Raw genomic sequence first — 22,664 nt, 5'->3', positions numbered from 1 at the left:
CCAACATCCCGACCTCTCCCGCAACACGGTTGTTTAGCTTGATATCACCGCTTCATTAGGTTATTAACACCTAAATTATAACTGACCATAACCGAATCTGGGAGGAGACGGCTGCATGGGTCGAGTAAGCTTGCGGGACGTCTCTAAAAGCTATGGTTCGGCCATGGTCATCCCGGGCGTTTCGCTGGAGATCCTCGAGGGCGAGTTTGTCGTCTTCGTCGGCCCCTCTGGCTGTGGCAAGTCCACCCTTTTGCGCATGATCGCCGGCCTTGAAGACATCACGGGAGGCGAGGTCCAGATCGGCGGCAGGCCGGTAAACGACGTGGCGGCGCGCGACCGCGGCGTGGCGATGGTGTTCCAGAACTACGCGCTGTATCCGCACATGTCGGTCAGGGAAAACATGGTGTTCGGGTTGCAGAACCTTGGCACCGCGAAGGCCGAGATCGCCGCCCGCCTGGACCGTGCGGCGCAGATCCTGCAGCTGGAGCCCTATCTTGACCGCAAGCCACGCGCCCTGTCCGGCGGGCAGCGCCAGCGTGTCGCCATCGGCCGGGCCATCGTGCGCGAGCCGCAGGTGTTTCTGTTCGACGAGCCGCTGTCCAACCTCGACGCCGCGCTGCGGGTCCAGATGCGGACCGAAATCGCCAAGCTGCATCACCGGCTGGGCGCGACGATGATCTATGTCACCCATGACCAGACCGAGGCCATGACGATGGCCGACCGGATCGTCGTCCTGCGGGCAGGCCGGATCGAGCAGGTCGGCACTCCGATCGAGTTATATGAACGCCCGGCGAACAGCTTTGTCGCAGGCTTTCTGGGCGCACCTAAGATCAACCTCATCCCCGGTGTCCTGACCGCGATGCAGAGCAGGACCGCGACGGTCGAGCTGGCCGGAGCGAGGGTGCCCGTGCAGGTCATCGGCGGGACGGAAGGGGCGGCTGTCACGCTGGGTCTGCGCCCGGACGTGCTGACGCTGCATCCCGACGGCCCGATCCCGGCGATCGTCGATGTGGTCGAGGAGCTGGGCAACGTCAAGCTGATCTACGCGACCCTGCCCGGCGGGCACCCCGTAGTGGCCGAACTCCGCAGCCCGCAACTGCCGAAGGTGGGTGATACGATCCGACTTGCCCTGGGGGAGGGCCAGCGCCACGTCTTTGACGCCGACGGTCAGGCGATTACCCTGCACGACGGGCCTGCGACATGAGCGGCGGCGGCTCGCCCGGGCGGCGCGCGCCGGGAACGGCATTCCTGTTCCTCGCGCCCTTCTTCGCCATCTATGCGGTGTTTCTCGTCTACCCGCTGTTCAAGGGGTTCTGGATCAGCCTGCACGACTGGGAACTGGCCGGGGGTTACCGCGAATACATCGGATTCCTGAACTATCAGGACCTCTGGACCGACAAGCTGTTCTGGCGGACGATCCGCAACACCCTGCTGTTCGTCGCGATGACCGTGCCGACGATGACGCTGCTGGCGCTGATGCTGGCCTTGGCAGTGCATGGCACCGGACGGCTGAAGGCGATCCTGCGGTCGGTGTTCTTCATGTCCTCGGTGTTCTCCGTCACGGTCGTCACACTGGTCTGGTCGATGGTCCTGTCCGCCGATCAGGGACTGCTTGTTCCGCTCTGGAATGCGCTGGGGATCAAGCCGGTGAACTTCCTCGCCCATCCGCTGCTTGCCATGCCCTCGATCGCACTCGCGACGCTGTGGTGGGGGGTCGGACTGCCGATGGCGCTCTTTCTGGCCGCCCTGGGTCAGGTCCCGCAAGAGCTTTACGAGGCCGCCGAGCTTGACCATGCCTCGCGCTGGTCGGTGCTGCGCCGGATCACGCTGCCCTCGATCCGGCACACGCTGCTGCTGGTCGTCGTGCTGCAGATCATCGGCCAGTTCCAGATCTTCGGGCAGGCGCAACTGATGACGCAAGGCGGCCCGGCCAACCGCACCCGCACGCTGGTGCAATACATCTATGACACCGGCTTTCGCGACTGGCAGGTCGGCTATGCCTCGGCGATGGCGATGGCGCTGTTCCTGCTGATGTTCGGGTTCTCGATGCTGCAGCTCTGGCTGGGCCGCAAGGGGGACGACGCATGAGCACCGCCCGCCGCACTGGCTCGGCCCGGACGACCGACATTATTCTTCTGGGGCTGACCGTGGCCTTCGCGATCCTCTGGATGATCCCGGTGGTGTGGGTCGTCACCATGTCGCTGAAGCCGAACGTCGAGCTGATGCGGTCGACGGCAGGGTTCATCCCCTGGCCCTTCACCATCGACAACTATTTCAACCTGGTGAAGCTGGCCACAGTGCCGCGCTGGCTGATGCACAGCTTCATCGTCGCGGTCAGCATGACGGCGCTGGTCTTGATAGTGTCTTCGTTGGCCGGCTACGCCTTTGCCCGGCTGGATTTTCCCTTCAAGCGCACGCTGTTCCTAATCATGATTGCCGGGTTGATGGTGCCGGAACAGGCTGTCTTCATCCCGCTCTTCACCATGTTCGCCGACTGGGGGATGCACAATACCCACGCCGCCCTGGTCGCTCCGCGCGTCGCGGTGCCCATCGGGGTGTTCCTGATGACCCAGTTCTTCCGCGCCGTCCCGCGTGAGCTGGAGGAGGCGGCGGAACTGGACCATGCCTCGTACTTCACCATCTTCTGGCGGATCATGCTGCCGCTGTCGGTGCCTGCCCTCACAACGCTGGGCCTCTTTACCTTCATCTTCGCGTGGAACGATTTCTTGTGGCCGCTGGTGTCAGCCACCAAGGCCGAGATGTTCACCGTGACCGTGGGCTTGGCTTCGATCCAGGGCAACTTCGCCTTTTCGGAGGGACTGGGGTCGGTGATGGCATCGGCCGTCTTTGCCAGCCTGCCCATCGTGATCCTGTTCCTGATCTTCCAGCGCTTCATCGTGGCGGGCGTCGCCATGGGCGCGGGCAAGTGAACACAACCATGACTAGGCATCCATAGGAGGATATGATGCACCATTCGAAACTTCTGGCGCGCCTTGCGCTGGCCACCGCGCTGACCGGCGTTGCCGGAACGGCCTCGGCGGTCGAGATCAGCTTCTTCCGCTTCTTCGGCGATTGCCAGACCGATTATGGCACCGTCATGAAGGCCGCGGAGGCCAATGGCGAATGCGGGATCATCACAGCGCTGGCGAACCAGTTCAACGCCGAGAACACCATCGGCGCCAAGGTCGTGACCCAGACGGTGGACTGGGGTGCCTATTACGACCAGCTGACTGCGACCTATTCCACCGGCAACATCCCGGACGTCGCCGTCATGCACTCGTCCGTGCTGCCGAACTTCTCGGACCGCGACCTTCTGGTTCCGCTGGCCGACGGCTTTGCCAAGGTGGGCATCGACACCGCCGACTTCGTTCCCGCCGCGCTGAAGAACGCGACCACGAACGACACGCTGTATGCGCTGCCCTACGACCTGCATGCCCTTCTGTTCCACGTCAATGTGGACCTGATGGCGCAGGCCGGGTTCGTGAACGAGGACGGATCGATCAAGCTGCCGACCTCGCCCGAAGAGCTGATCTCGATGGGCAAGGAGTTCAAGGAAAAGACCGGCAAGTTCTACATCGCCACGGAATCGCAGTCGTCCGAAGGGATGATGGTGCGCCTGTGGGAGAGCTTCATGTGGCAGCAGGGCGTCGACGTGCTGTCGGCTGACGGCAAGGAAGCCTCGATCGCCACGCCCGAGGGTGAAAAGGCCGCCGCGCTGATCAAGGCGATCTACGACGAGGGTCTGGCGAACACCGCGCTGGACTATCCGGGGGCCGAGCAGGCGTTCCTGAACGGCGAAGCGGGCATCCTGATCAACGGCACCTGGGGCGTCGACAACTACGACAGCCAGGCGAAAAGCGGCAAGGCCGTGCTGAAGAACTACGCGGTGGCCAACGTTCCGGGCATCTTCGGCGCGCCGAAAGTCTGGGCAGACAGCCACATGTGGGTGATGCCGAAAGATGAAGGCCGCACCCCCGAAGAGACCGAAGCCGCGCTGGCGTTCATCAAGTTCCTGAACGACAACAACTTCCAGTGGGCGCGCACCGGCCACCTGTCGGTCCGCCAGTCGGTCATCGCCAGCCCTGAGTTCGCGGCGCTCCCTCACCGCAGCGACTTTGCAGCCACGGCGGAGAATGCGACGGCGCTGCCGGTCGTGCAGAACCAGCGCGGGATCTTCTCGGCGATGACCACCGACTTGAACGCGATGTGGCTGACCGGGACCGAACCAGCGGACGCGCTGGCCGCGATGCAGGAGTCTGTCGACCAGATCCTGCGCCGCAACCGCTAAGACCCCTTGCCTGGACGCCAAGCCCGCGCCCAGGCAAGACTTCCGGGGCCTGCCTTTTCCTGACGACGGTTTCCTCCCGCTTGCGCAGTGCGGCGGGCCCCGGACCACCCAGCCATTCCCTGAAAGACCCACCCGCAAGGACCTACCATGACGCCGAACTCCCCGCTTTCGCTGCTTGCCCGGACCCCGCTTCGGACCAAGCTTTCCCTCGATGGCATCTGGGAGTTCCAACACGAAAGCCAGACGGATTGGCACAAGGTCCGGGTTCCGGGCCACTGGCAGGCGCAGTTTCCCGAATTGGCCGTGGCGTTCGGCCAAGCAACCTATGCCCGCGACATCGCTATTCCCGCCGCCTGGCAGGGGCGCGAAGTTGCGATCTGTTTCGGTGCGGTCAGCGACAGCGCCGTGGTCCGGCTGGACGGGCAGGAAATCGCCCGCCACGAGGGCGGCTATCTGCCCTTCGACGTGGTGATCCCTGCCGACCTGATCCGCGCCTCGAACCGGCTGGAGGTTCAGTGCGACCTTCCCGACGGCCATCATCGGGACGGCAGCGACTTCGCCGAGATCCCGCATGGCAAGCAAAGCTGGTATGGCCCGCAGGCTGGCATCTGGCAGTCCGTCTGGCTGGAAGCCCGCGCCCGCATCCATATCCAAAGCCTGCGGCTGGACCCGCACTGGCCCGATGGGCGGCTGGACATCGACCTTTCGCTGTCGGCGGCCTTCCGGGGCAGCGTCAGGCTGGAAATCACCGACCCTTTTGGCAAGCTGGCCCATGCGGCGACGCTGTCGGTCGAAGCTGCGCGGCTGCGCCATCATCTGACGCTGGCCGACATCCAGCCCTGGTCGCCCGACACGCCCGCGCTTTACACTCTGCGCGCCATCCTGTCGCTGGCGGGCGGGGACGAGGATGAATTCAGCGAGACCTTCGGCTTCCGCAAGATCGAGACGCGGGACGGCAGCATCTGGCTGAACGGCCAGCCGCTGTATCTGCGCGGGGCGCTGGACCAGGACTACTACCCGGACGGTTTCGGTGCGCCGCCGTCGCTGGAGCTTTTGGAAGATCAGGCCCGCAAGGCCAAGGCGATGGGGCTGAACTGCCTGCGCTGCCACATCAAGGTTCCCGACCCGCGCTACTATGAGGTCGCGGACCGGCTGGGCCTCTTGATCTGGACCGAAATCCCGAACATCGAGACGTTCACTCCCGCTTCGGCCGCGCGGTTGCGAACGACGATGGAGGGCATCCTCGCGCGTGACCGCAACCACCCCTCGATCATCATCTGGACGCTAATCAACGAAGACTGGGGCACCCGCCTGCGCGAGGTGGCCGACCAGCGGCAGTGGCTGTCGGACATGGTGGACTGGCTCAAGGCCGAAGATCCGCTGCGGCTGGTCGTCGACAACTCGGCCTGTTTCCCGAACTGGCATGTGAAGACCGACCTCAACGATTACCACTACTACCGGACCGCCACCGACCGGCGCGAGGAATGGGATGCGCTGAACGAAGAGTTCGCTGCCGGCGCCGACTGGACCTTCGGCACCGGCGAGGGGATCACCCGGACCGGCCAGGAGCCGCTGATCCTGTCCGAGTTCGGCGTCTGGGGCCTGCCGCAGCCCGACCTGTTGCGCAAGGACGGGCAGGACCCGTGGTGGATGGCCTATGGCGCAACCTGGGCTGATGGCGTGGCCCTGCCGCAGGGGATCGAGGCGCGCTTCCGCGAATTGGGTCTCGGGCAGGTCTTCGGCAGCTTCACCGGCTTCATCGATCAGGTGCAGTGGCACCAGTGGATGAACCTGAAGCACGAGATCGAAGCGATGCGACGCCACCCGACCATCGCGGGCTATGTCATCACCGAATTCACCGACGTGCATTGGGAGGGCAATGGCCTTCTCGACATGGCGCGGAACCCCCGCATCTTTGCGTCCGCGATGCCCAAGGCCAACGCCGATATCGTCATCTCTCCCGGGCTCGCGCGCCATGCCGCGCGGGCCGGCGAGGCGGTGATGTTCGATGTGCGCGTCGCGACCGGCGGGGCCAGCCTGCCGGAGGGGACGGTGCTGAATTGGGCGTTCGGCAAGGACTCCGGGTCCGTCAAGGTGGCCGCGACCGGGCCGATGGCCGTCGCGGCCGCGCCGGTGACCGGGGCAACCGAGGCAGGGGCGGCTTCGGCGATGGTCACGGCAAGCTTCACGCTGACCGCCCCTGACGGCAGGGTGCTGGCGCAGAACGACGAAAGCGTATCCGTCCATGCTCGGCGCGAGGTCGCGCCGGTTTGCGTCGCCACCGATGACGATGCGCTGGCCGAACGGCTTGTTGCCTTGGGCCATACCGTCACCGGCGCGAAGGAGGCGCAGGTTTTCGTCACCCATTCACTCGACGCCGCGCGGGTCGAGGAGATCCACGCCGGGGCACGGATCCTGCAACTGGTCGCCAAGGCCTCGGGCCGGCTGCGCGACGACCTGTCGCCGCGCGACGGGCCGATGTCGATGCAGATCGAGGACGGACAGGGCGGGTTTCGGTCCGGTGCCTACTTCACCTTCCCCGGCTACCAGCTGGTCGACCGCCACCGCAGCATCTGGCGTGGCGACTGGGTCGGCAACTTCAGTTGGCTGCGCCGGGACGGGGTGTTCTCGCACCTGCCGGGCGGGCCGATGTTCGACCTGTCATTCACCGGGGTCGTGCCGCATCAACTGATGACCGGCTTCCGGCCGTGGGAGTTCCAGGGCCGCGTCCATGCCGGTGTCGTTGTGGGATGGGTCCACAAGCCCGGAGCCTTCATCATCGAAAAGCGTCTTGGTCGGGGGAAACTGGTTGCGACCACCTTTCGGCTGAACGCAGCGGCCCCTGACGCCGACCCCGTTGCGAGCGCGCTGTTCGACGGTCTGCTGTCACTGTCGGCGCGGGAATGACGCATCCTGTCGCGGCCCCGAAGCTGAGGCCTGGCTAAGACCACAGTCGCTGGCTGGGAATTGTTCACATCAGCGGCGGACTTGGTTAACCCGCTGAAAGACCGACTGGGGCGGCGATGCCTGCCACGAAATGCGGCCGCGTCCGGGAGCGGGAGAAGAGGCAGTGACCAGAACGGGGTCGAAGCTGAAACCTGACACCCTGGCTGAAACCCTCGGACGCTAGCTTTCGTTAAGCCATCAGAAGGAATGGAGGCGGGTACCGGAGACCTCGCAATCCGCTTACGGCACGATGCCCGCTCCCGGCACGGCGATCACCACTTCTCTGGGCTACAGCAAGACGCCCGATCCCACTGCTTTGCTGTTTTGCACTGCACGGTTCTTGCCATCAATGCGGTGCATTTGGGGTCAAACCATCGCCGCGCACGCTTTGATAGGGCGGATGACTGGCGCGGCAATGGCTTGCTCCCTGATCCGAATACGGTTCTTCACGGCTCACAGGCCCATGTCCTGTAGACAGCGAGCGGCATTTCCATGTCTCAGCAAAGCAAACCCAAATGCAGAGCCAGCACGGCAAAAGTCACAAACTAAGTTGGACATCACTCGTTGACATTCGGATCTAACAGTCAACGCGGTCCACCGCGGAGATCTTCCCGAGCAACGCGCTCCTTCCAGGCGCCACTTGAGGGTATAGTAGGGCGCTGTCGATGCAGCTGGCATCGCGCTTTGGATGTGGATTGTCGACACTGACAAGTTCAGCATCGACGACCACGGCTTCGAGTTTTGGGATATCCCCCGCTTGCTACCCCGCCTGAACAAGGCGGGCATATTTCCTCGGACAGCCCGAACAGGGCGAAAGGACTAAGCCCCGCCCAAAGGTAAAAGTCCCAGCAACCGAGAAGTGAAAAAGACAAAGACAGGCAAGAAGCCTGGCGCGCCAAAGCCCGGTGACCTGTTTGCCAACGCGATCCAGTCGGGCACTGGAGAAAAGAAAACGGGCTGAAGCAAGGTGCTCGAAGGGCTCATACATCGTCTTGCGCACAAAGGTGGATGATCCCAGTTGCGCGTAAACGCTTTTCGCGCTGACCGTCCGCTTTGGGCCGTGGGCGTCCTAAGGCTAGATCGTTCATGAGGATCATGCGGCGATACAAATCGTAGGCTCTTGCGCAAATCCTGTCCCCGCAACCACCTCAAGCGAACTAAACTCGATACCTACACGCCCCGTCAACGCGGGGCTTTTTGCATTCTGGGCCAGCTCAAGCAACGCCCTCAGCGCGCCGTCGAACACGATGACCGCCTGGCCCTCCTTCCATCGCCCGGAGACCTTCTCGATCAGGCTTCGCACCACCTCTCGCGGGGGCGAGGCAGCCGCAGGATCCGCAGGCGTGATGGCAAGCTCCGTGACCTTGCGCCAGTAGAACTCCGACAGGTCCGGGTTAACGCACCGGCGTTGGGGCAGGGCCGGCAAGTTCCGCATTGATTGCTGCAATGCGGCCTTCCAGGGCGAGGAGTTTGTCTTGCACCCCCGGAGGTTTGACGCGCGTCCTTGTGCACAGTGTATTACGCGTGCGAAATTTGGTCCTCCTGCTCTAGAAGCCCGCGCCATTACCCTCCGCGGCCCTGGCCCGCCTCATCCAAGAGCGAGCGGGAGATCTTTCCACCGCCCCCGAGGCGCTGTCCATCAAGATTGCGGCCCATCTTGGGAAAGATCCGGATCGGCTGCTGGCGCTGGCCGGGAAGATCCGATCAGACATCATACGCATGATGCCAAGGCAGCCCCCGACATCCTTGCCGCTTGCCCGGACGACACAAGACACAGCCACTGCATCGGGCAGAAGGTCGACGGACGCATGAGTACTGGTTTGATAGGCCACCATGGGCATTCCTTGCCCCGACGGTGATAGGACTGGAAATCAAGCGAACTCCACCCTAACAAGGTTGGACAAGCAAACGGCACGACCGAGCGCAAGATGTCGCAACTTGTCTCGCGCCAAGGTTACACGAGGCCGGTCAACAAAGGAGGATACCAACATGACAATCAGAACTGCGCTTGGACGCACCGCCAGCCTGGTAGCATTGCTGGCTGCGACGACCGCTACCGCCCAGTCACTCGCCGAAGTCGAGGCTGCCGCCAAGGCCGAGGGGATGCTCAGCACCATTGCCCTGCCGCATGACTGGTGTGGCTACGGCGACGTGATCGCAGGCTTCAAAGCAAAGTACCCCGAGATCAGCGTCAATGAGTTGAACCCTGACGCCGGCTCTGCCGACGAGATAGAGGCGATCAAGGCGAACAAGGACAACAAGGGTCCACAGGCGCCTGACGTGATCGACGTGGGTCTGGCCTTTGGTCCGCAAGCCAAGGCTGAAGGCCTGACGCAGGCGTACAAGGTCGCAACCTGGGACGAGATTCCCGAGAATATCAAGGATGCCGACGGCCACTGGTATGCCGATTACTACGGCGTGATGTCCTTCCTCGTGAACAAGGACCTGGTGGAAAACGTCCCGCAGGATTGGGCCGATCTTTTGAAGCCGGAGTATGCCGGACAGGTCGCGTTGGCCGGTGACCCCCGTGCGTCGAACCAGGCAATCCTTGCTGTTCTGGCGGCGGGGATGTCGACTGGCGCCGCTCCTGGCGAAGCAGCGGGCCAAGCGGGACTGGAGTTCTTTAAGCAGCTGAACGATGCAGGAAACTTCGTCCCGGTCATCGGTAAGGCCGGAACGCTTGCTCAGGGCACCACGCCCATCGTCGTCATGTGGGACTACAATGCTCTTGCTGCACGTGACACGCTGGCCGGAAACCCGCCAGTCGAAGTCGTGGTCCCAAAGTCAGGCGTTCTGGCTGGGGTCTATGTGCAAGCTATCAGTGCTTATGCACCGCAGCCGAATGCCGCCAAACTGTGGATGGAATATCTCTATAGCGATGAGGGACAGCTTGGCTGGCTGAAGGGCTACTGCCACCCCGCGCGGTTCAACGCGATGGTGGCCGCAGGCAAGATCCCGCAAGATCTTCTAGATGCTCTGCCACCGGCCGCGTCGTATGAGGCCGCCTATTTCCCGACCCTGGAAGAGGTGGACGCAAACAAGGCCGCAGTCACTGCGGGCTGGGACACGACCGTCGGCGCCAACGTCGAGTGATCTGACCTGACACTTGCCCTCCCCGGCTTGCTCCGGGGAGGGGATTCTCACCGAGGCCGCCAGACGCCTTGGGAGTCCGACAGACGAGGGGCCCATGTCCGAAGCACAATTGCGCCGCCCGCCCAAACGGCGCTTGCCGGTCGAATGGCTGGGCATCTTGCCCTTCGTGGCGTTTGCGATGCTTTTCCTGATTATGCCGACGATGAAGATCGTGATCGGTGCGTTTCAGTCGCCCGAGGGCGGTTTCACGCTGCAAAACCTGATCGATCTGAATACCGACTCGATCCGCAGTGCCTACTGGACCTCGATCAAGCTGTCTTTGATCACGGCGCTTCTGGGATGTGCGGCAGGCTTTGCCATGGCTTCAGCCGTGGTCTTTGGCGGCCTTCCCAAGCGCGTGCGCAGTCCACTTCTTACTTTCTCCGGTGTCGCATCCAACTTTGCCGGCGTTCCGCTTGCCTTTGCCTTCATTGCGACGCTTGGCCCGGCCGGGCTGGTGACGCTGTGGCTCAAGACCGAGTTCGGGATCAACCTGCGTGCCATGGGGTTCAACCTTCTCAGCTTCTGGGGACTGGTGGTCACCTATCTCTTTTTCCAGATTCCGCTGATGATCCTGATCATTATCCCAGCGCTTGACGGCTTGAAGCGCGAATGGCGCGAAGCAGCTGAAGTCTTGGGGGCGACCGGTGCACAATACTGGCGGATGGTGGCCCTGCCGATCCTGTTCCCCTCGATACTCGGGACCTTCGCGCTGCTCTTTGCCAACTCGTTCGGTGCCGTTGCCACCGCCTTTGCCCTGACCGGGCCGCAGCTGAATATCGTCCCGATCAAGCTTTTCGCGCAGATCCGTGGGGATGTGCTGGGCAACCCGAACCTCGGGTACGCCCTTGCCTTCGGGATGATCGTCATCACCGGTCTGGCCAACGTGACCTACATCGTCCTCCGCACCCGGTCGGAAAGGTGGCTGAAATGACCCGCTTTTTTGCCTGGACAGCGTTTCTGCTGGGCGTGCTGTTCTTTGTCTTGCCGCTGGTCGGCATGACCGAGTTCAGCTTGAAGATGCGGCGCGGCGAATATTCCTTCGACGCTTATCGCCGGGTGTTCGAGGACCAGCGGTTCTGGGACACCTTCAGCTATTCGCTGATCCTGGCCGGGGCGACCATCGTCTTCGGCGTCCTCCTTGTAGTGCCTACCGCCTATTGGGTACGGCTGAAGCTTCCGCAAGCGCGTCCGGTCATCGAGTTCATCACCCTGTTGCCGCTCGTGATCCCGGCCATCGTGATCGTCTTTGGGTATATCCGGCTTTACAACACCTCGTCCGTCCTGCCACTGACTGGCTCGGCGTTGGGCACAGATTTTCTGTTGACCATGGGCTATGCTACGCTGGCATTGCCCTACATGTACCGGGCTGTGGACACGGGTCTGCGGACCATTGATGTCGCCACCCTGACCGAAGCGGCGCAAAGCCTGGGGGCGGGGTGGATCACGATCCTGGCGAGGATCATCCTGCCGAATGTGCTGGTCGCAGTGCTCTCCGGGGCGTTTCTTACGCTTGCGATCGTGATTGGTGAATTCACCATGGCAGCGCTGCTGAACCGTCCGGCGTTCGGTCCGTTCATGCAACTTCTCGGGGCGAATCGCGCCTATGAACCGCCCGCTCTGGCCGTGATCGCCTTCGCAATCACTTGGGGTTGCATGGGCCTTATCCAGCTTGTGACCCGGTTCTCCAAACACGAAAGGGCAAAGGTCTGATGGCCTTTCTTGATTTGACCAACCTTGAAAAGGTCTTCGGCACCAATCGTGTCGTCAAGGATTTCAGTCTGGGCGTCGACAAGGGCGAGTTCGTTTCCCTTCTTGGCCCTTCCGGCTGCGGCAAGACGACCGTCCTGCGGATGGTCGCAGGGTTCGAGACACCGACCTCGGGCTCGATCCGGATCGATGGTCAAGATGTCACGGACCAGCGCACGAACCAGCGCGCCATCGGCATGATGTTCCAGGCCTATGCCCTGTTTCCCAACATGACTGTAGCCGACAACGTTGCCTTCGGCTTGAAGGTCAAGGGGGTGCCAAGGGCCGAACGCGAGGCTCGCGTGATCGAGATGCTGCAGTTGATCGGACTGCCAGACCTTGCCAGCCGGTTCCCCTTCCAGCTGTCGGGGGGCCAACAGCAGCGCGTGGCCCTGGCACGCGCCTTGGCTCCCCAGCCCCGCGTCCTGTTGCTGGATGAGCCTCTCTCGGCGCTCGACGCAAAGGTGCGGGTCTCGCTGCGGAACGAGATCCGCGAGATCCAGCGCGAATTGGGGATCACCACAATCTTCGTGACGCATGACCAGGAAGAGGCGATGTCGATTTCCGACCGCATCGTCGTGATGAACGGTGGGATAGCCGAGCAGGCCGGTGCACCTTTCGAGATCTACAACAACCCGCGGACGCGGTTCGTTGCCGGATTTGTCGGCACATTGAACATGTTTACCGCAATGGTGGAGGATGCCGAGCGTGGGCTCATTACCGTCGCAGGTCAAAGGATCGCCCTTGCAACGGGCGCGATCGAGGCGCGCAATGGAGAGACGGTCAACCTGGCGCTACGACCTGAAGCGATCCGCCTCGGCCGGGCCGTTAGCTGCGAGGTTGTGCTACCTGCCACGATTGAAGCGGTCCACTTCCTCGGTTCGGTGATCCGCGTCCGGGCGCGCGTTGCGGGAACGGTGGTCGCGCTGGATACATTCAACCGTCCGGACCAGCCACCGCCGCCCCTCGGGAGCACGGCTGAAATCAGCTTTGCAGCAAGCGATGTGATTTTGCTTCCAGCATAGCGTTTGAAGGATAACCTTTGCATCCGGCTGGCGACAGCAAGCTGCCCGGGTGCGACCACGCCGCCGTGCGCTTGAAGTACCTCGGCGTCGACATTGAAGATCCGCTGTGCCTGTCGGAGGGGATCGACCTGTTAAGTACCCGACCGGTACGCATCGGTCGGCCCCAACAGGACGTTTGTGTTGAGCAAAACCTCTTCTCGAACTCTGCCGTTGTGTTTTGCGCAGCGGGCGGTGCTTTCTATATATGGGCGATGGCCAACATCAGTTGCGTGCCCCCTTCAAAGCAAGCCTTGCAACAGCCTTGGATCCCGCTCATGCAGATCACCGTGACCCACACATCAGATCAGGAACCTTTGTCGTTGGCTGCACTCGGGTGGTCAGCGTTTTTCAACGATCAACTCGGGCAAGCGGAAGCACACCTTGCACGCATGCGTGTGGCGACCGTTCACCGCGCCCGAGTGACAGCGGAATCGCAGTCCGGTCCGGTGAAGCTGAACCTTCCCAGCCAGGCCAATACGGCGGACTACGCGGTGGGGGACTGGCTTCTGGTAGAGCTTGACACCCGGACCCCTGTGCGACGACTGGAGCGAAAGACCACGCTGCAAAGGCGGACCGAAGGCGGGGGGGCTCCGCAACTTATCGCGGCGAACGTCGACACGCTCTTCATCGTCTCGTCCTGTAATGATGACCTGAACGTTGCAAGGCTCGAGCGATATCTGGCCCTTGCGAACGAGTCCGGGACAACGCCCGTGATCATCCTGACCAAGGCTGACCAGGTGGCAGACACCGGACCCTGGCAGGATCAGGTGTCAGGACTGCAGCGCGGCCTGGAGGTCGTCACCCTGGACGCAACGGCGCCAGAAGCGGCCGCGGCGCTGGCGCCTTGGTGCGCGGTCGGACAAACGGTCGCCCTTGTAGGCTCGTCTGGCGTGGGGAAGTCCTCACTGCTGAATACGCTTTGTGAGAAAGCGCCGGACGAGGCGCAGCTGACCGGCAGCATTCGCGAAGCCGACGGAAAGGGCCGCCACACCACCACATCCCGCTCGCTGCATCGCATTGCCGGAGGCGGCTGGGTGATCGACACGCCCGGCATCCGGACGCTGCATGCCAGCGACCTTTCAGTCGGGCTGGACCAGGTGTTCGCCGAAATCACCGAGCTTGCACCTGAATGCCGTTTCAGGGACTGCACTCATGACCATGAACCGGGCTGCGCGGTCCAGGCAGCAGTTGCGGCCGGGCGGCTTGATCCGGAGCGTCTTGCGCGCTGGCGCAAACTTGTGGACGAAAATCGGTCCAACACCCCTGTCCAGACCGGGCCTCGCGGGAACAAGCAGACGAAAACCAGTAGCAAGCGGGGCTGAACACCCAAAGGAGATATCGGCCCATAGCGGACAGTCTAGACAATCGATCGGCAGGCAACGGGTTGTTGCAAAGCATGGCGCCGACGCTTTCTAAACGTTCTCCGGCCCGAAGATCTCGAAACCGAGAACCCGTTTTCGAGGCGCTGCAGCCACCGCCGCGTCGCCTTGCATCTGAGCGATCGCTTCCGCGGCCAGATGTTGCACCGGATGGGCAACGATCATCGTGAGGACGCGGTCGATCAGTCCCAAGCGCGTATGCTCGGTCATGTCGTTCCCCACCGTAACAATGGTCCCGGCCCTGCCTGATTGCCGAAGCGCTTCGAGCACGCCCGGCATGCCCCCGCCGCCCACATAGAGACCGACAAGATCTGGTTCGCGGCGGAGGAGCTGTTCGGTCACTTCGCGGGCAATGCTGTTGTCCTCGAAGGTCTGGACGGGTTCGAGGACCGTGAAGTCCGGGGCGTGTTCGCGGCAATAGGAGCGGAAGCCGGATTCGTTCAGATCCTGGCAGCGGTAGCGGTGATTGCCCAGAATGATCGCCAGCCGACCGGGGCGGCGGGACATGCCGGTCACGGCCCAGGCGGCTGTGCGTCCGACGCGCCAGTTGTCCAGGCCGATGTAGCCGGTGCTGCAGGCGGCCGATAGGTCAGAGATCAGGCCATAGGTCGGCACCCCTTTTGCAGCCAGTTCTTCGATGGCGGCCGAGATGCGCGGATGTTCGGCCGATACGACAGCAAGGGCCTGGACCTGCGCGCCGAGTTGCAGGATCTGAGCCGCGACGGCATCGGGAGAGAGGTCCTGCAGATGCTCGATCAGAAGTTCGACCGGTGGGTCAACGGAGGCTGCAGCGGTGCGCAGAGCCTCGGCGATACTGCGATAGAATCCGCGATCGGACTGTTGAAGCAGGAAACCCAGCTTCACCCTTGGGTGGGCGGGCTGGAGCCTTTGGCGCAACGCGGGCAGGGCGTAGAAGCCCATGTCCTCGGCCGCAGCAAGCACGCGGGCGGCGGTTCCGTGCCGGACCTTGTCCCGTCCGTTCAGGATGCGGTCGATGGTCGAGACGCTGACACCGGCGCGGGCAGAAAGGTCCTGTATCGTGGGTCTGCGCGCCATCATCCTGTCCCAAGGCAAACCCCTCAATCCGACATCAGAAAGGATGAGGGAAATGAGGGAAAACACAGCTTTCGGAATGAAGGGAATATACCGTAGCGTTTGTCAACGCTATTGGAGCAACTGAACGTGCATCAGCGGAGGATCGAATGGACGACCTGCAGTTCGGACGGAAGAACAAGCGCGGGGATTACACGCCCAACGACCCGCTGGAACCCGCGCCGGTCTTCGTCTGGCCGCCCCGGCCCCTGAAGTTCCTGTCCTGGTTGCCGCACTACTTCCTGCCGTGGAACGCGCTTTTCTTCGCCTTGGGCGCGGTCTTCTGGTTCTACGCCACGCCCGCGAAGGAAACCCTCGCAGTGCTGGACTGGCGCTGGATGGCCTGGATTCTTTTGCGCAACGCGCTTCTGGTCTTCGTGATCTATGGCGTGCTGGAACTGCGGCTTTACATCAATCGCGCTCAGGGCAACCGGTTCAAGTTCAACGGGCTGTTCCCCTCGGATCGCAAGTCCGACGTCTTCCTGTTCGGCAGCCAGAACATCGACGGCATCATCCGCACCTTTGGAACCGGCGTGCCGATCTGGACGGCCTACGAGGTGATCATGCTCCATCTCTGGGCCATCGGCTGGGGACCCTGGGCGGTCTTCGGGGACAACCCGCTGGCTTTGATCGCTCTTGGCCTTCTGGTTCCGCTGATCCATGAGGCGCACTTCTTCTGCATCCATTGGCTGATCCACCAGGGGCCGCTCTACAAATGGGTGCATTCGGTGCACCACAACTCGGTCAACCCCTCGCCCTGGTCGTCGCTGTCGATGCACCCGGTGGAGCATCTGCTGTACTGGTCGGACGTGCTGATCCACCTTGTCCTGCCCTCGCATCCGCTTCTGGTGATGTATCACCTTCAGGTTACCGGCACGGGCGCGGTCGTCGGGCACATCGGGTTCGACAAGATCGAGACGGGGAAGGACAGTGCAATCGACTCGCACGCCTATGCGCACTACCTGCACCACAAGCATTTCGAGGTGAACTACGCCGACGGGCTGGTGCCATTCGACCGGCTTGCGGGCACCTGGCACGATGGGTCCAAGGAGGCCGAGGAGCGGATGCAGCTTCGCTATGCGAAGAAGAAGGCGCGCCTCAATAGTGCGGCCGGTGCGCCGAAGGCCTGATCGGTGTAGCGGAATAGAAGCGGCGGCCCGTGGGCAAACGGGCCGCCGCAGTGCCAGACGGGATGAGTTGTCTGGCGGGGTGATGGGATCAGGCGGCGACGTCGGCGAGGAGGACTGGCTTGCCGCTCTTGGCTGACAGGGTCGCGGCTTCGGCCATCGCCAAGGCCGCAACACCATCGGAGAGCGTCACAGGAAGAGGCTTGCCCGTGCTCACGGCATCGACGAAGGCCGCCCATTCGGCCGCATAAGACGGCATGTAGCGTTCCAGGAAGAAGTAGGTCGGCTTGGCGGCGGTGACGCCCGCCGTGGTGGACTTGACCACGGTCGATTCCAACATGTTCTGCGCCTGAAGAAGACCCTCGGACCCCAGCATCTCGACCCGCTGGTCATAGCCATAGACGGCGCGGCGCGAGTTCTTGATGACCGCGATGCGACCGTCGGCATAGGTCAGGGTCACGACGGCGGTATCGTAGTCCCCTGCTTCGCCGATGGCCGGATCGACGATGGACGAGGCCGCTGCCGAGACGCTGACCGGCGGCGCCCCCATCAGGAAGTTCGCCATGTCGAAGTCGTGGATCATCATGTCCCGGAAGATCCCGCCCGACACCTTGATGTAGGCCACCGGCGGCGGGGCCGGGTCGAACGAGGTGATCGACAGAAGCTCGGTCTTGCCGATTTCGCCCTTGTCGGCGGCGGCTTTCAGCGCGGCGAAGTTCGGGTCGAAACGGCGGTTGAAGCCGATCATCACCGGCTTGCCGTTCCTGGCCACCGCTTTCTGGCAGGCTTGGGCGCGGGCTAGCGACAGGTCCACCGGCTTTTCGCAAAGGACGGCCTTTCCGGCCGCCGTGGCGCGCTCGATCAGGTCGGAATGGGTGTCGGTCGAGGTGGCGATCAGCACGGCGTCGATGGTGGGGTCGGCGATGATCTCGTCCGTCGTGCGCGCGGTGGAGCCGTATGTCGCGGCTAGCTTCTGTGCATTCTCGGGGATGAAGTCCGAGACCGCAGCCAGACGGCTGCCGGGGTTGGTGGTGATGGCGGTGGCGTGGACGCCCGCGATGCGGCCTGCGCCAAGAAGTCCGACGTTCAGCATGGGTTTTTCCGTTTCATCAAAGGGTGAAGGCTGCGCGGAAGGCGTCGAGTGCGTCCTCCGGCTTGCCCTTGGCAAAGGCTTCCATCCCGACCGGGCCATCATAGCCCATGTCGTGGAGCGCGCGGGCGATCACCGGCCAGTTCATCTCACCGGTGCCGGGCTCGAAACGGCCGGGGTTGTCGGCGACCTGGACCTCGCCGATCCAGGGCAGGCAGGCCTGGGCGTGGCGGATCACGTCGCCCTCGCCGATCTGGGTGTGGTAGAGGTCGAGGTTGATCCGCAGCTCTGGCCGGTCGACGGCAGCCACCAAGGACAGCACGTCGGCGGTCGAGTTGAACGGGCAACCGGGATGTTCGCGCAGGTTCAGGTTCTCCAGCGTGAAGGTGACGCCTTCCTCCTCCGCCAGATCGCAGATCCGGTGCAAAGTGTCCCTGGCTCGCAGCCACATGCCGGGTGCGACATGGGCCAACTGCTGGATCGGCAGGCCCTGGTCGCCCAGCCCGGTGCCGTGCAGGTTCAGGCGGTGCACGCCCAGACGCTTGCCGACCTGCGCCGTTTGCTTCGCCGAGGCGAGCAGCATCTCGGCCCCTTCGGCATCGGCCAGGCGGCCCTGCATATAGCCGTTCATGATGGTAAAGGTCGCACCGGTCTTTTCCAGCGCGTCCAGATCCCACTCCGGCCAATTCCACAGGCCGACGCCGAAGCCCATTTCGTGCAGCCGGGCCGCGCGCCAATGGATGGGTTTGTCGCGCCAGAGCATCTCGGCGCAAGCGGCAAGTTGGAAGGCCATGTCAGATATCCTGCAGTTTGAAGTCGGCAGCTGCCTTGGGCATCACGCCCTGCAGAAGGGCAACAGATTTCTCCAACCCTTCAAGCGAATTGAGGAGGACATCCTCATGCTCGATGGAAAGCCAGCCGTCATAACCGGCCATCTTCAGCCGGTAGCAGAACTGCCGCCACCATTCCTCGCCGTGGCCAAAGCCGAGGGTGATGTAGGACCAGCTGCGCGCCGCGATGTCCATGAGGTTGCCGTTTTCCAGCAGGCTCGTGGTGGCCTGCTTCGGCGCGTTCAGGAAGGTGTCCTTGGCGTGGACGTGGTAGATCGCATCGCCCAAGGCTTCTGCGGCCAGAAGCGGGTCGGCGCCCATCCAGAAAAGATGCGAAGGGTCAAGGTTCGCGCCCACGGTCGGGCCCACAGCCGCGCGAAGCTTCAGCAGGGACGGTACGTTGTAGACGCACTGGTTGCCATGAAGCTCCAGCGCGATGCGTTCGACGCCGCAGGATCTGGCCAGCGCGGTGATCTCGGACCAGAAGGGAAGCAGCTTCGCCTCCCACTGGTAGCACAGGATCGCCTGCGTCTCGGGCGGCCAAGACGAGACGACCCAGTTCGGCATCGTATCGGTGGCGTTGCCCGCGGGAAGGCCCGACATGGTGCAGACGGTCTTGATCCCCATCTCGCCCGCGACGCGGATGGTGTTCCTAAGCCCCTCGGCCTGGGTGGGGTCGGTCGGATGCAGGGGGTTCCCGTTGGCGTTCAGGCTGATGATCTCCAGCCCGCGGTCGGTGAACTGCTGCTTGAAGGCCTGCTGGTTCCCCGCGTTTCCGAGCATCCCCTTCAGGTCGAAATGCGGCGAGGTGGACCAACCACAGGTGTTCACCTCGATCCCGCTGACGCCCATCCGCTGGGCATGGTTCAGGACCTCTCCGAACGGCAGCCCGCCAAGGCTGTCCGAAACAAAGCCGAGTTTCATGCCGCTTCTCCCTTCACTCCCGCATAGAATGCGGGTCTTTCCATCATGCTGATTGTCTGTCGCTGACCCGTTGCCAGTGCATGTGCGCCAGCCTCGGCCACCACGGCGGCGGCATAGCCATCCCAGCTGCTTGACGCGATGGCAGGGAAGGTTCCGGTTTCCACAAAGCGCAGGAAATCGCGGTTCTGGCGGACATAGGCCTCGTGATACCGGCCGCGCCAGTCGGCGTCGTAGCGGGTAGAGGAGGCAAGCTTCCGGTCGGTCCGGGTATAGGCGACCTGGTTCATCGCCACCGATCCCGCTTCGCCCACCAGTTCCGCCCGGACGTCATAGCCGTAGGCCGCGTTGTTGTTGACCTCGATCGTCACCAGTTGGCCGTCGCGGGTTTCCAGCACCATGACCACCGGGGCCACCCGGTCATCCGACCGACGCGGCTGCATCGCGGTGACCGAGGTAAACTCGGACCCCAGGACGTGCCGGACGATGTCGAACTCATGCGGGGCCGAGTTGGTGATCGCCATGGCGCCGGTGAAATCGGCGGCGGGGGTTTCCACGTTGCGGTGGAAGTTGTGCATCATCAGGGCGCGGCCCAGCGTGCCGTTGGCCAAGGCCGCGCGCATCTCGATGTAGGCCTGGTCGTAGCGGCGCATAAAGCCCAGCATCACGAACTGTCGGCCCGCGGCCTGCTCGGCCTTCAGGACACCAAGGCAGTCCTCGGATGACTGCGACAGCGGCTTTTCGCACAGCACCGGCTTTCCGGCGGCGATGCAGGCCTTGGACAGGGGCGCATGGGTGAAATCCGGCGAGGCCACGATGACCGCATCCACATCGGCGCGGGCGATCACGCTTTCCGGGCTGTCCGAGACGTCAGCCGCGCCATAGGTCGAAGCCACCGCTTTGGCACGCGCCAGGTCCATGTCGCAGACGACCTGCAGGCTTGCACCCGGAAGGTCCCTGGCGACGATGCTTGCGTGGTCTTCGCCCATCAGACCCGCTCCGATGATCGCCAGTCGCGTCATGGGACAACACTCCTTCTTGCGGGCAGCGCGCGGCTGACCGGCTTTCCATTCCAAACTTCGGGTCCGTCAGTGGGCGGGCGGCGGCGGGTGGCCGCCGTGGGTTTCCATGTAGCCGTCGATGTTCGCTTCGAGCTCGACCATGGACTCTCCGCCCGCCATCAGGTCGGCAATCTGCTCGCGGGTCTTCTCGCCCTTGCGGAAATCCGAGGCGACGGCCCCGCGGATCAGGACGGCAAAGTGGTCGCCCACTGCCATTGCGTGCATCACCTGGTGGGTGATGAAGATCACGGCAAGGCCGCGCCGCTTTGCCTGGTTCACGATCCGCAGAACGTGGGCCGCCTGCTTGACGCCAAGGGCTGCCGTCGGCTCGTCCAGGATCAGGACGCGCGCACCAAAATAGACCGCTCGGGCAATGGCCAGCGACTGCCGCTCACCGCCCGACAGGCCGCCGACCAGACGGTCGCCGTCGGTGATGCGGGTGATGCCCATCTTCTGCACCTCGGCGACCGCGATGCTGTTGGCGCGCTTGCGGTCGAAGACCTTGAACGGACCGAAGCCCTTGGTCGGCTCGGAGCCCATGAAGAAGTTGCGACCTACGGACATGAGCGGATAGGTCCCGCCAAACTGGTGGACGGTCGCGATCCCACGCTCTTGTGCGTCGCGGGGACTGGCAAAGGTGATCGGTGCGCCATCCATCAGGATATCGCCCCGCGTCGGCTGGTGAACGCCGGACATCAGCTTGATCAGCGTCGATTTCCCGGCACCATTGTCGCCCAGCAGGCACAGGACCTCGCCCGCGCCGACCTTGAGGCTGATGTCGTTCAGCACCTCGATGGGGCCGAAGCTTTTGTCGACATTGCGCAGTTCGAGAACGGGTTTTGCGTCGGACATATCGCTCTCCTCACTTCTTCTTCGCGGTGGACCAGCTGGTCGCAAGCTGGCGGAAGGTGTCGTTCATCAGGACGGCAATCAGCAGCATCACTCCGATGATAAGGAACGACAGGTTCCGGTCGATGTTGGTAAAGCCGATCGCCTGGGTCACGATGGAGAGGGTCAGCACGCCGAAGACGATGCCCATCACCGTGCCGAAGCCCCCTGTCAGCAGGACGCCCCCCACGACGACCGAGATGATGGTGTTGAAGATCAGCCCGAAGTTTGCCTGCGAGGTGGCCGAGCTGAAGGTGATGACCTGCAATACTCCCGCAAAGGCGGCCGAGGTCGAGCAGAGGACAAAGAGCCAGATCTTCAACCCGTTGACCGGGATACCGGCGTTCCGCGCGCTTTCCTGATCGCCGCCCAGGGCGAAGACCCAGCTGCCTTTGGGCGAGTAGTGCAGGAAGAAGATGAAGCCTGCGATCATCCCCAGCCACCAGAAGACCGAGGAGTTAAAGCCCCAGACCTTGCCGCCGAACAGCGACTTGGCCCAGTCCGGCGCGTTGTAGAAAGAGTTGGTGTTGTTGATGAAGAAGATCGACAGGTAAAGCGTCAGCCCCGCGACGGCAAAAAGCGTGGCCAGCGTCACGATGAAGGACGGAACGCGCGTGCGGGTGACGATGAACCCGTTGACGAAGCCGATCAGCGCGCCGATGGCCAGTGCTGCCGCGATACCCACCATCACCGGCATCTCGTAGTGCTGCGACACGATGGCGACGGTCATGGTCGAGGCTGGAACCACGGCCCCGGTCGAGATGTCCAGTTCGCCCGCGATCATCAGGAAGCCGACCGGAATGGCGATCATTCCGATGATCGAGGCGAAGTTCATCCAGGTGGTCATGCCCGGGACGGACAAGAAATTGCGGCTGTAGCCGAAGATCGAGAACAACACGAAGACCGCGACAAAGCCCATGAAGGCCCCAGCCGCCGGGCTGCGAAAGAAGCTCTTCAACGAGAACCCTGCCGAGGCATCGGGGCCGGCGGGCCTGATCTCGGTGCGGTTGTTTGTGGTCGTGTCGGTCATTCGGCGTTCTCCTCCGCTGCGGCCGTCTGCCAGGCCCGGGTCGGACCGGCTTGGACCCGGCCATCTC

19 protein-coding genes are annotated in these 22,664 nt (G+C 63.2%); 11 read left to right on the top strand and 8 right to left on the bottom strand.

Features of this window, described 5'->3' with window-relative positions:
- Positions 1–115 precede the first annotated feature (115 nt).
- The 5 genes from Q0C42_RS19600 to Q0C42_RS19580 all read left to right on the top strand — a co-directional run bounded on the left by Q0C42_RS19600 (position 116) and on the right by Q0C42_RS19580 (position 7,195).
- Positions 116–1,204 carry an ABC transporter ATP-binding protein gene (locus Q0C42_RS19600; protein ID WP_295080077.1) on the top strand — a complete coding sequence of 363 codons (1,089 nt, stop codon included), beginning with the start codon at positions 116–118 and terminating at the stop codon, positions 1,202–1,204.
- Complete coding sequence (locus Q0C42_RS19595) at positions 1,201–2,088, top strand: carbohydrate ABC transporter permease (RefSeq protein ID WP_295080074.1); 888 nt, start codon at positions 1,201–1,203, stop codon at positions 2,086–2,088. Before Q0C42_RS19600 ends, Q0C42_RS19595 begins: the two co-directional genes overlap by 4 nt.
- On the top strand, positions 2,085–2,930 hold the full coding sequence (locus Q0C42_RS19590; protein WP_295080071.1) for a carbohydrate ABC transporter permease: 846 nt from the start codon (positions 2,085–2,087) through the stop codon (positions 2,928–2,930). Before Q0C42_RS19595 ends, Q0C42_RS19590 begins: the two co-directional genes overlap by 4 nt.
- 35 nt (positions 2,931–2,965) lie before the next feature.
- The gene (locus Q0C42_RS19585) at positions 2,966–4,288 is read left to right on the top strand and encodes an extracellular solute-binding protein (RefSeq protein ID WP_295080069.1); all 1,323 of its coding nucleotides are present in this window, start codon (positions 2,966–2,968) and stop codon (positions 4,286–4,288) included.
- Positions 4,289–4,435: 147 nt separating this feature from the next.
- The gene (locus tag Q0C42_RS19580; RefSeq protein WP_295080066.1) at positions 4,436–7,195 is read left to right on the top strand and encodes a glycoside hydrolase family 2 protein; all 2,760 of its coding nucleotides are present in this window, start codon (positions 4,436–4,438) and stop codon (positions 7,193–7,195) included.
- 1,132 nt (positions 7,196–8,327) lie between these two features.
- Here the strand turns inward: Q0C42_RS19580 and Q0C42_RS19575 are convergent.
- On the bottom strand, positions 8,328–8,660 hold the full coding sequence (locus Q0C42_RS19575) for a hypothetical protein (RefSeq protein WP_295080063.1): 333 nt from the start codon (positions 8,658–8,660) through the stop codon (positions 8,328–8,330).
- A gap of 563 nt (positions 8,661–9,223) precedes the next feature.
- On the opposite strand from Q0C42_RS19575, the gene Q0C42_RS19570 reads away from it, so the two are divergent.
- The 5 genes from Q0C42_RS19570 (at position 9,224) to rsgA (ending at position 14,501) form a co-directional block, all read left to right on the top strand.
- Positions 9,224–10,327 carry an ABC transporter substrate-binding protein gene (locus Q0C42_RS19570; RefSeq protein WP_295080061.1) on the top strand — a complete coding sequence of 368 codons (1,104 nt, stop codon included), beginning with the start codon at positions 9,224–9,226 and terminating at the stop codon, positions 10,325–10,327.
- Positions 10,328–10,421: 94 nt separating this feature from the next.
- A complete protein-coding gene (locus Q0C42_RS19565; RefSeq protein ID WP_295080058.1) occupies positions 10,422–11,300 on the top strand; it encodes an ABC transporter permease subunit in 879 nt (292 codons plus the stop codon).
- Complete coding sequence (locus Q0C42_RS19560; RefSeq protein WP_295080055.1) at positions 11,297–12,079, top strand: ABC transporter permease; 783 nt, start codon at positions 11,297–11,299, stop codon at positions 12,077–12,079. Before Q0C42_RS19565 ends, Q0C42_RS19560 begins: the two co-directional genes overlap by 4 nt.
- Positions 12,079–13,140, top strand: coding sequence for an ABC transporter ATP-binding protein (locus Q0C42_RS19555; protein WP_295080052.1), 1,062 nt, complete (start codon positions 12,079–12,081; stop codon positions 13,138–13,140). The genes Q0C42_RS19560 and Q0C42_RS19555 overlap by 1 nt, the downstream gene beginning before the upstream one ends.
- A 65-nt stretch (positions 13,141–13,205) precedes the next feature.
- Positions 13,206–14,501: a ribosome small subunit-dependent GTPase A gene (gene rsgA / locus Q0C42_RS19550; RefSeq protein ID WP_295080050.1), complete on the top strand. Its 1,296-nt coding sequence runs from the start codon at positions 13,206–13,208 to the stop codon at positions 14,499–14,501.
- 90 nt (positions 14,502–14,591) lie between these two features.
- Here the strand turns inward: rsgA and Q0C42_RS19545 are convergent, their stop codons facing one another.
- On the bottom strand, positions 14,592–15,614 hold the full coding sequence (locus Q0C42_RS19545; protein ID WP_295080048.1) for a LacI family DNA-binding transcriptional regulator: 1,023 nt from the start codon (positions 15,612–15,614) through the stop codon (positions 14,592–14,594).
- Positions 15,615–15,760: 146 nt separating this feature from the next.
- On the opposite strand from Q0C42_RS19545, the gene Q0C42_RS19540 reads away from it, so the two are divergent.
- On the top strand, positions 15,761–16,780 hold the full coding sequence (locus Q0C42_RS19540; protein ID WP_295080045.1) for a sterol desaturase family protein: 1,020 nt from the start codon (positions 15,761–15,763) through the stop codon (positions 16,778–16,780).
- An 88-nt stretch (positions 16,781–16,868) separates the two neighbouring features.
- On the opposite strand, the gene iolG is transcribed toward Q0C42_RS19540, so the two are convergent.
- From iolG to Q0C42_RS19510, 6 genes are all read right to left on the bottom strand, one after another.
- Positions 16,869–17,870, bottom strand: a complete 1,002-nt coding sequence (iolG, locus tag Q0C42_RS19535; protein ID WP_295080042.1) for an inositol 2-dehydrogenase — start codon at positions 17,868–17,870, stop codon at positions 16,869–16,871.
- 16 nt (positions 17,871–17,886) lie between these two features.
- Positions 17,887–18,660 (bottom strand): TIM barrel protein, encoded by a 774-nt coding sequence (locus Q0C42_RS19530; protein WP_295080040.1) that lies wholly within the window; start codon positions 18,658–18,660, stop codon positions 17,887–17,889.
- A gap of 1 nt (position 18,661) precedes the next feature.
- Complete coding sequence (locus Q0C42_RS19525) at positions 18,662–19,621, bottom strand: sugar phosphate isomerase/epimerase (RefSeq protein WP_295080037.1); 960 nt, start codon at positions 19,619–19,621, stop codon at positions 18,662–18,664.
- Positions 19,618–20,640: a Gfo/Idh/MocA family oxidoreductase gene (locus tag Q0C42_RS19520; RefSeq protein WP_295080034.1), complete on the bottom strand. Its 1,023-nt coding sequence runs from the start codon at positions 20,638–20,640 to the stop codon at positions 19,618–19,620. Before Q0C42_RS19520 ends, Q0C42_RS19525 begins: the two co-directional genes overlap by 4 nt.
- 66 nt (positions 20,641–20,706) lie before the next feature.
- On the bottom strand, positions 20,707–21,531 hold the full coding sequence (locus Q0C42_RS19515; RefSeq protein WP_295080031.1) for an ATP-binding cassette domain-containing protein: 825 nt from the start codon (positions 21,529–21,531) through the stop codon (positions 20,707–20,709).
- Positions 21,532–21,541: 10 nt separating this feature from the next.
- On the bottom strand, positions 21,542–22,597 hold the full coding sequence (locus Q0C42_RS19510) for an ABC transporter permease (RefSeq protein ID WP_295080028.1): 1,056 nt from the start codon (positions 22,595–22,597) through the stop codon (positions 21,542–21,544).
- Between the last annotated feature and the right edge of the window lie 67 nt (positions 22,598–22,664).

This window comes from Tabrizicola sp. (genome assembly GCF_022842145.1).
In the GTDB taxonomy this organism is placed as follows: Bacteria; Pseudomonadota; Alphaproteobacteria; order Rhodobacterales; family Rhodobacteraceae; genus Tabrizicola.
Note: the sequence above shows the minus strand (reverse complement) of the source record. Positions and strands in the feature narration are given on the sequence as shown.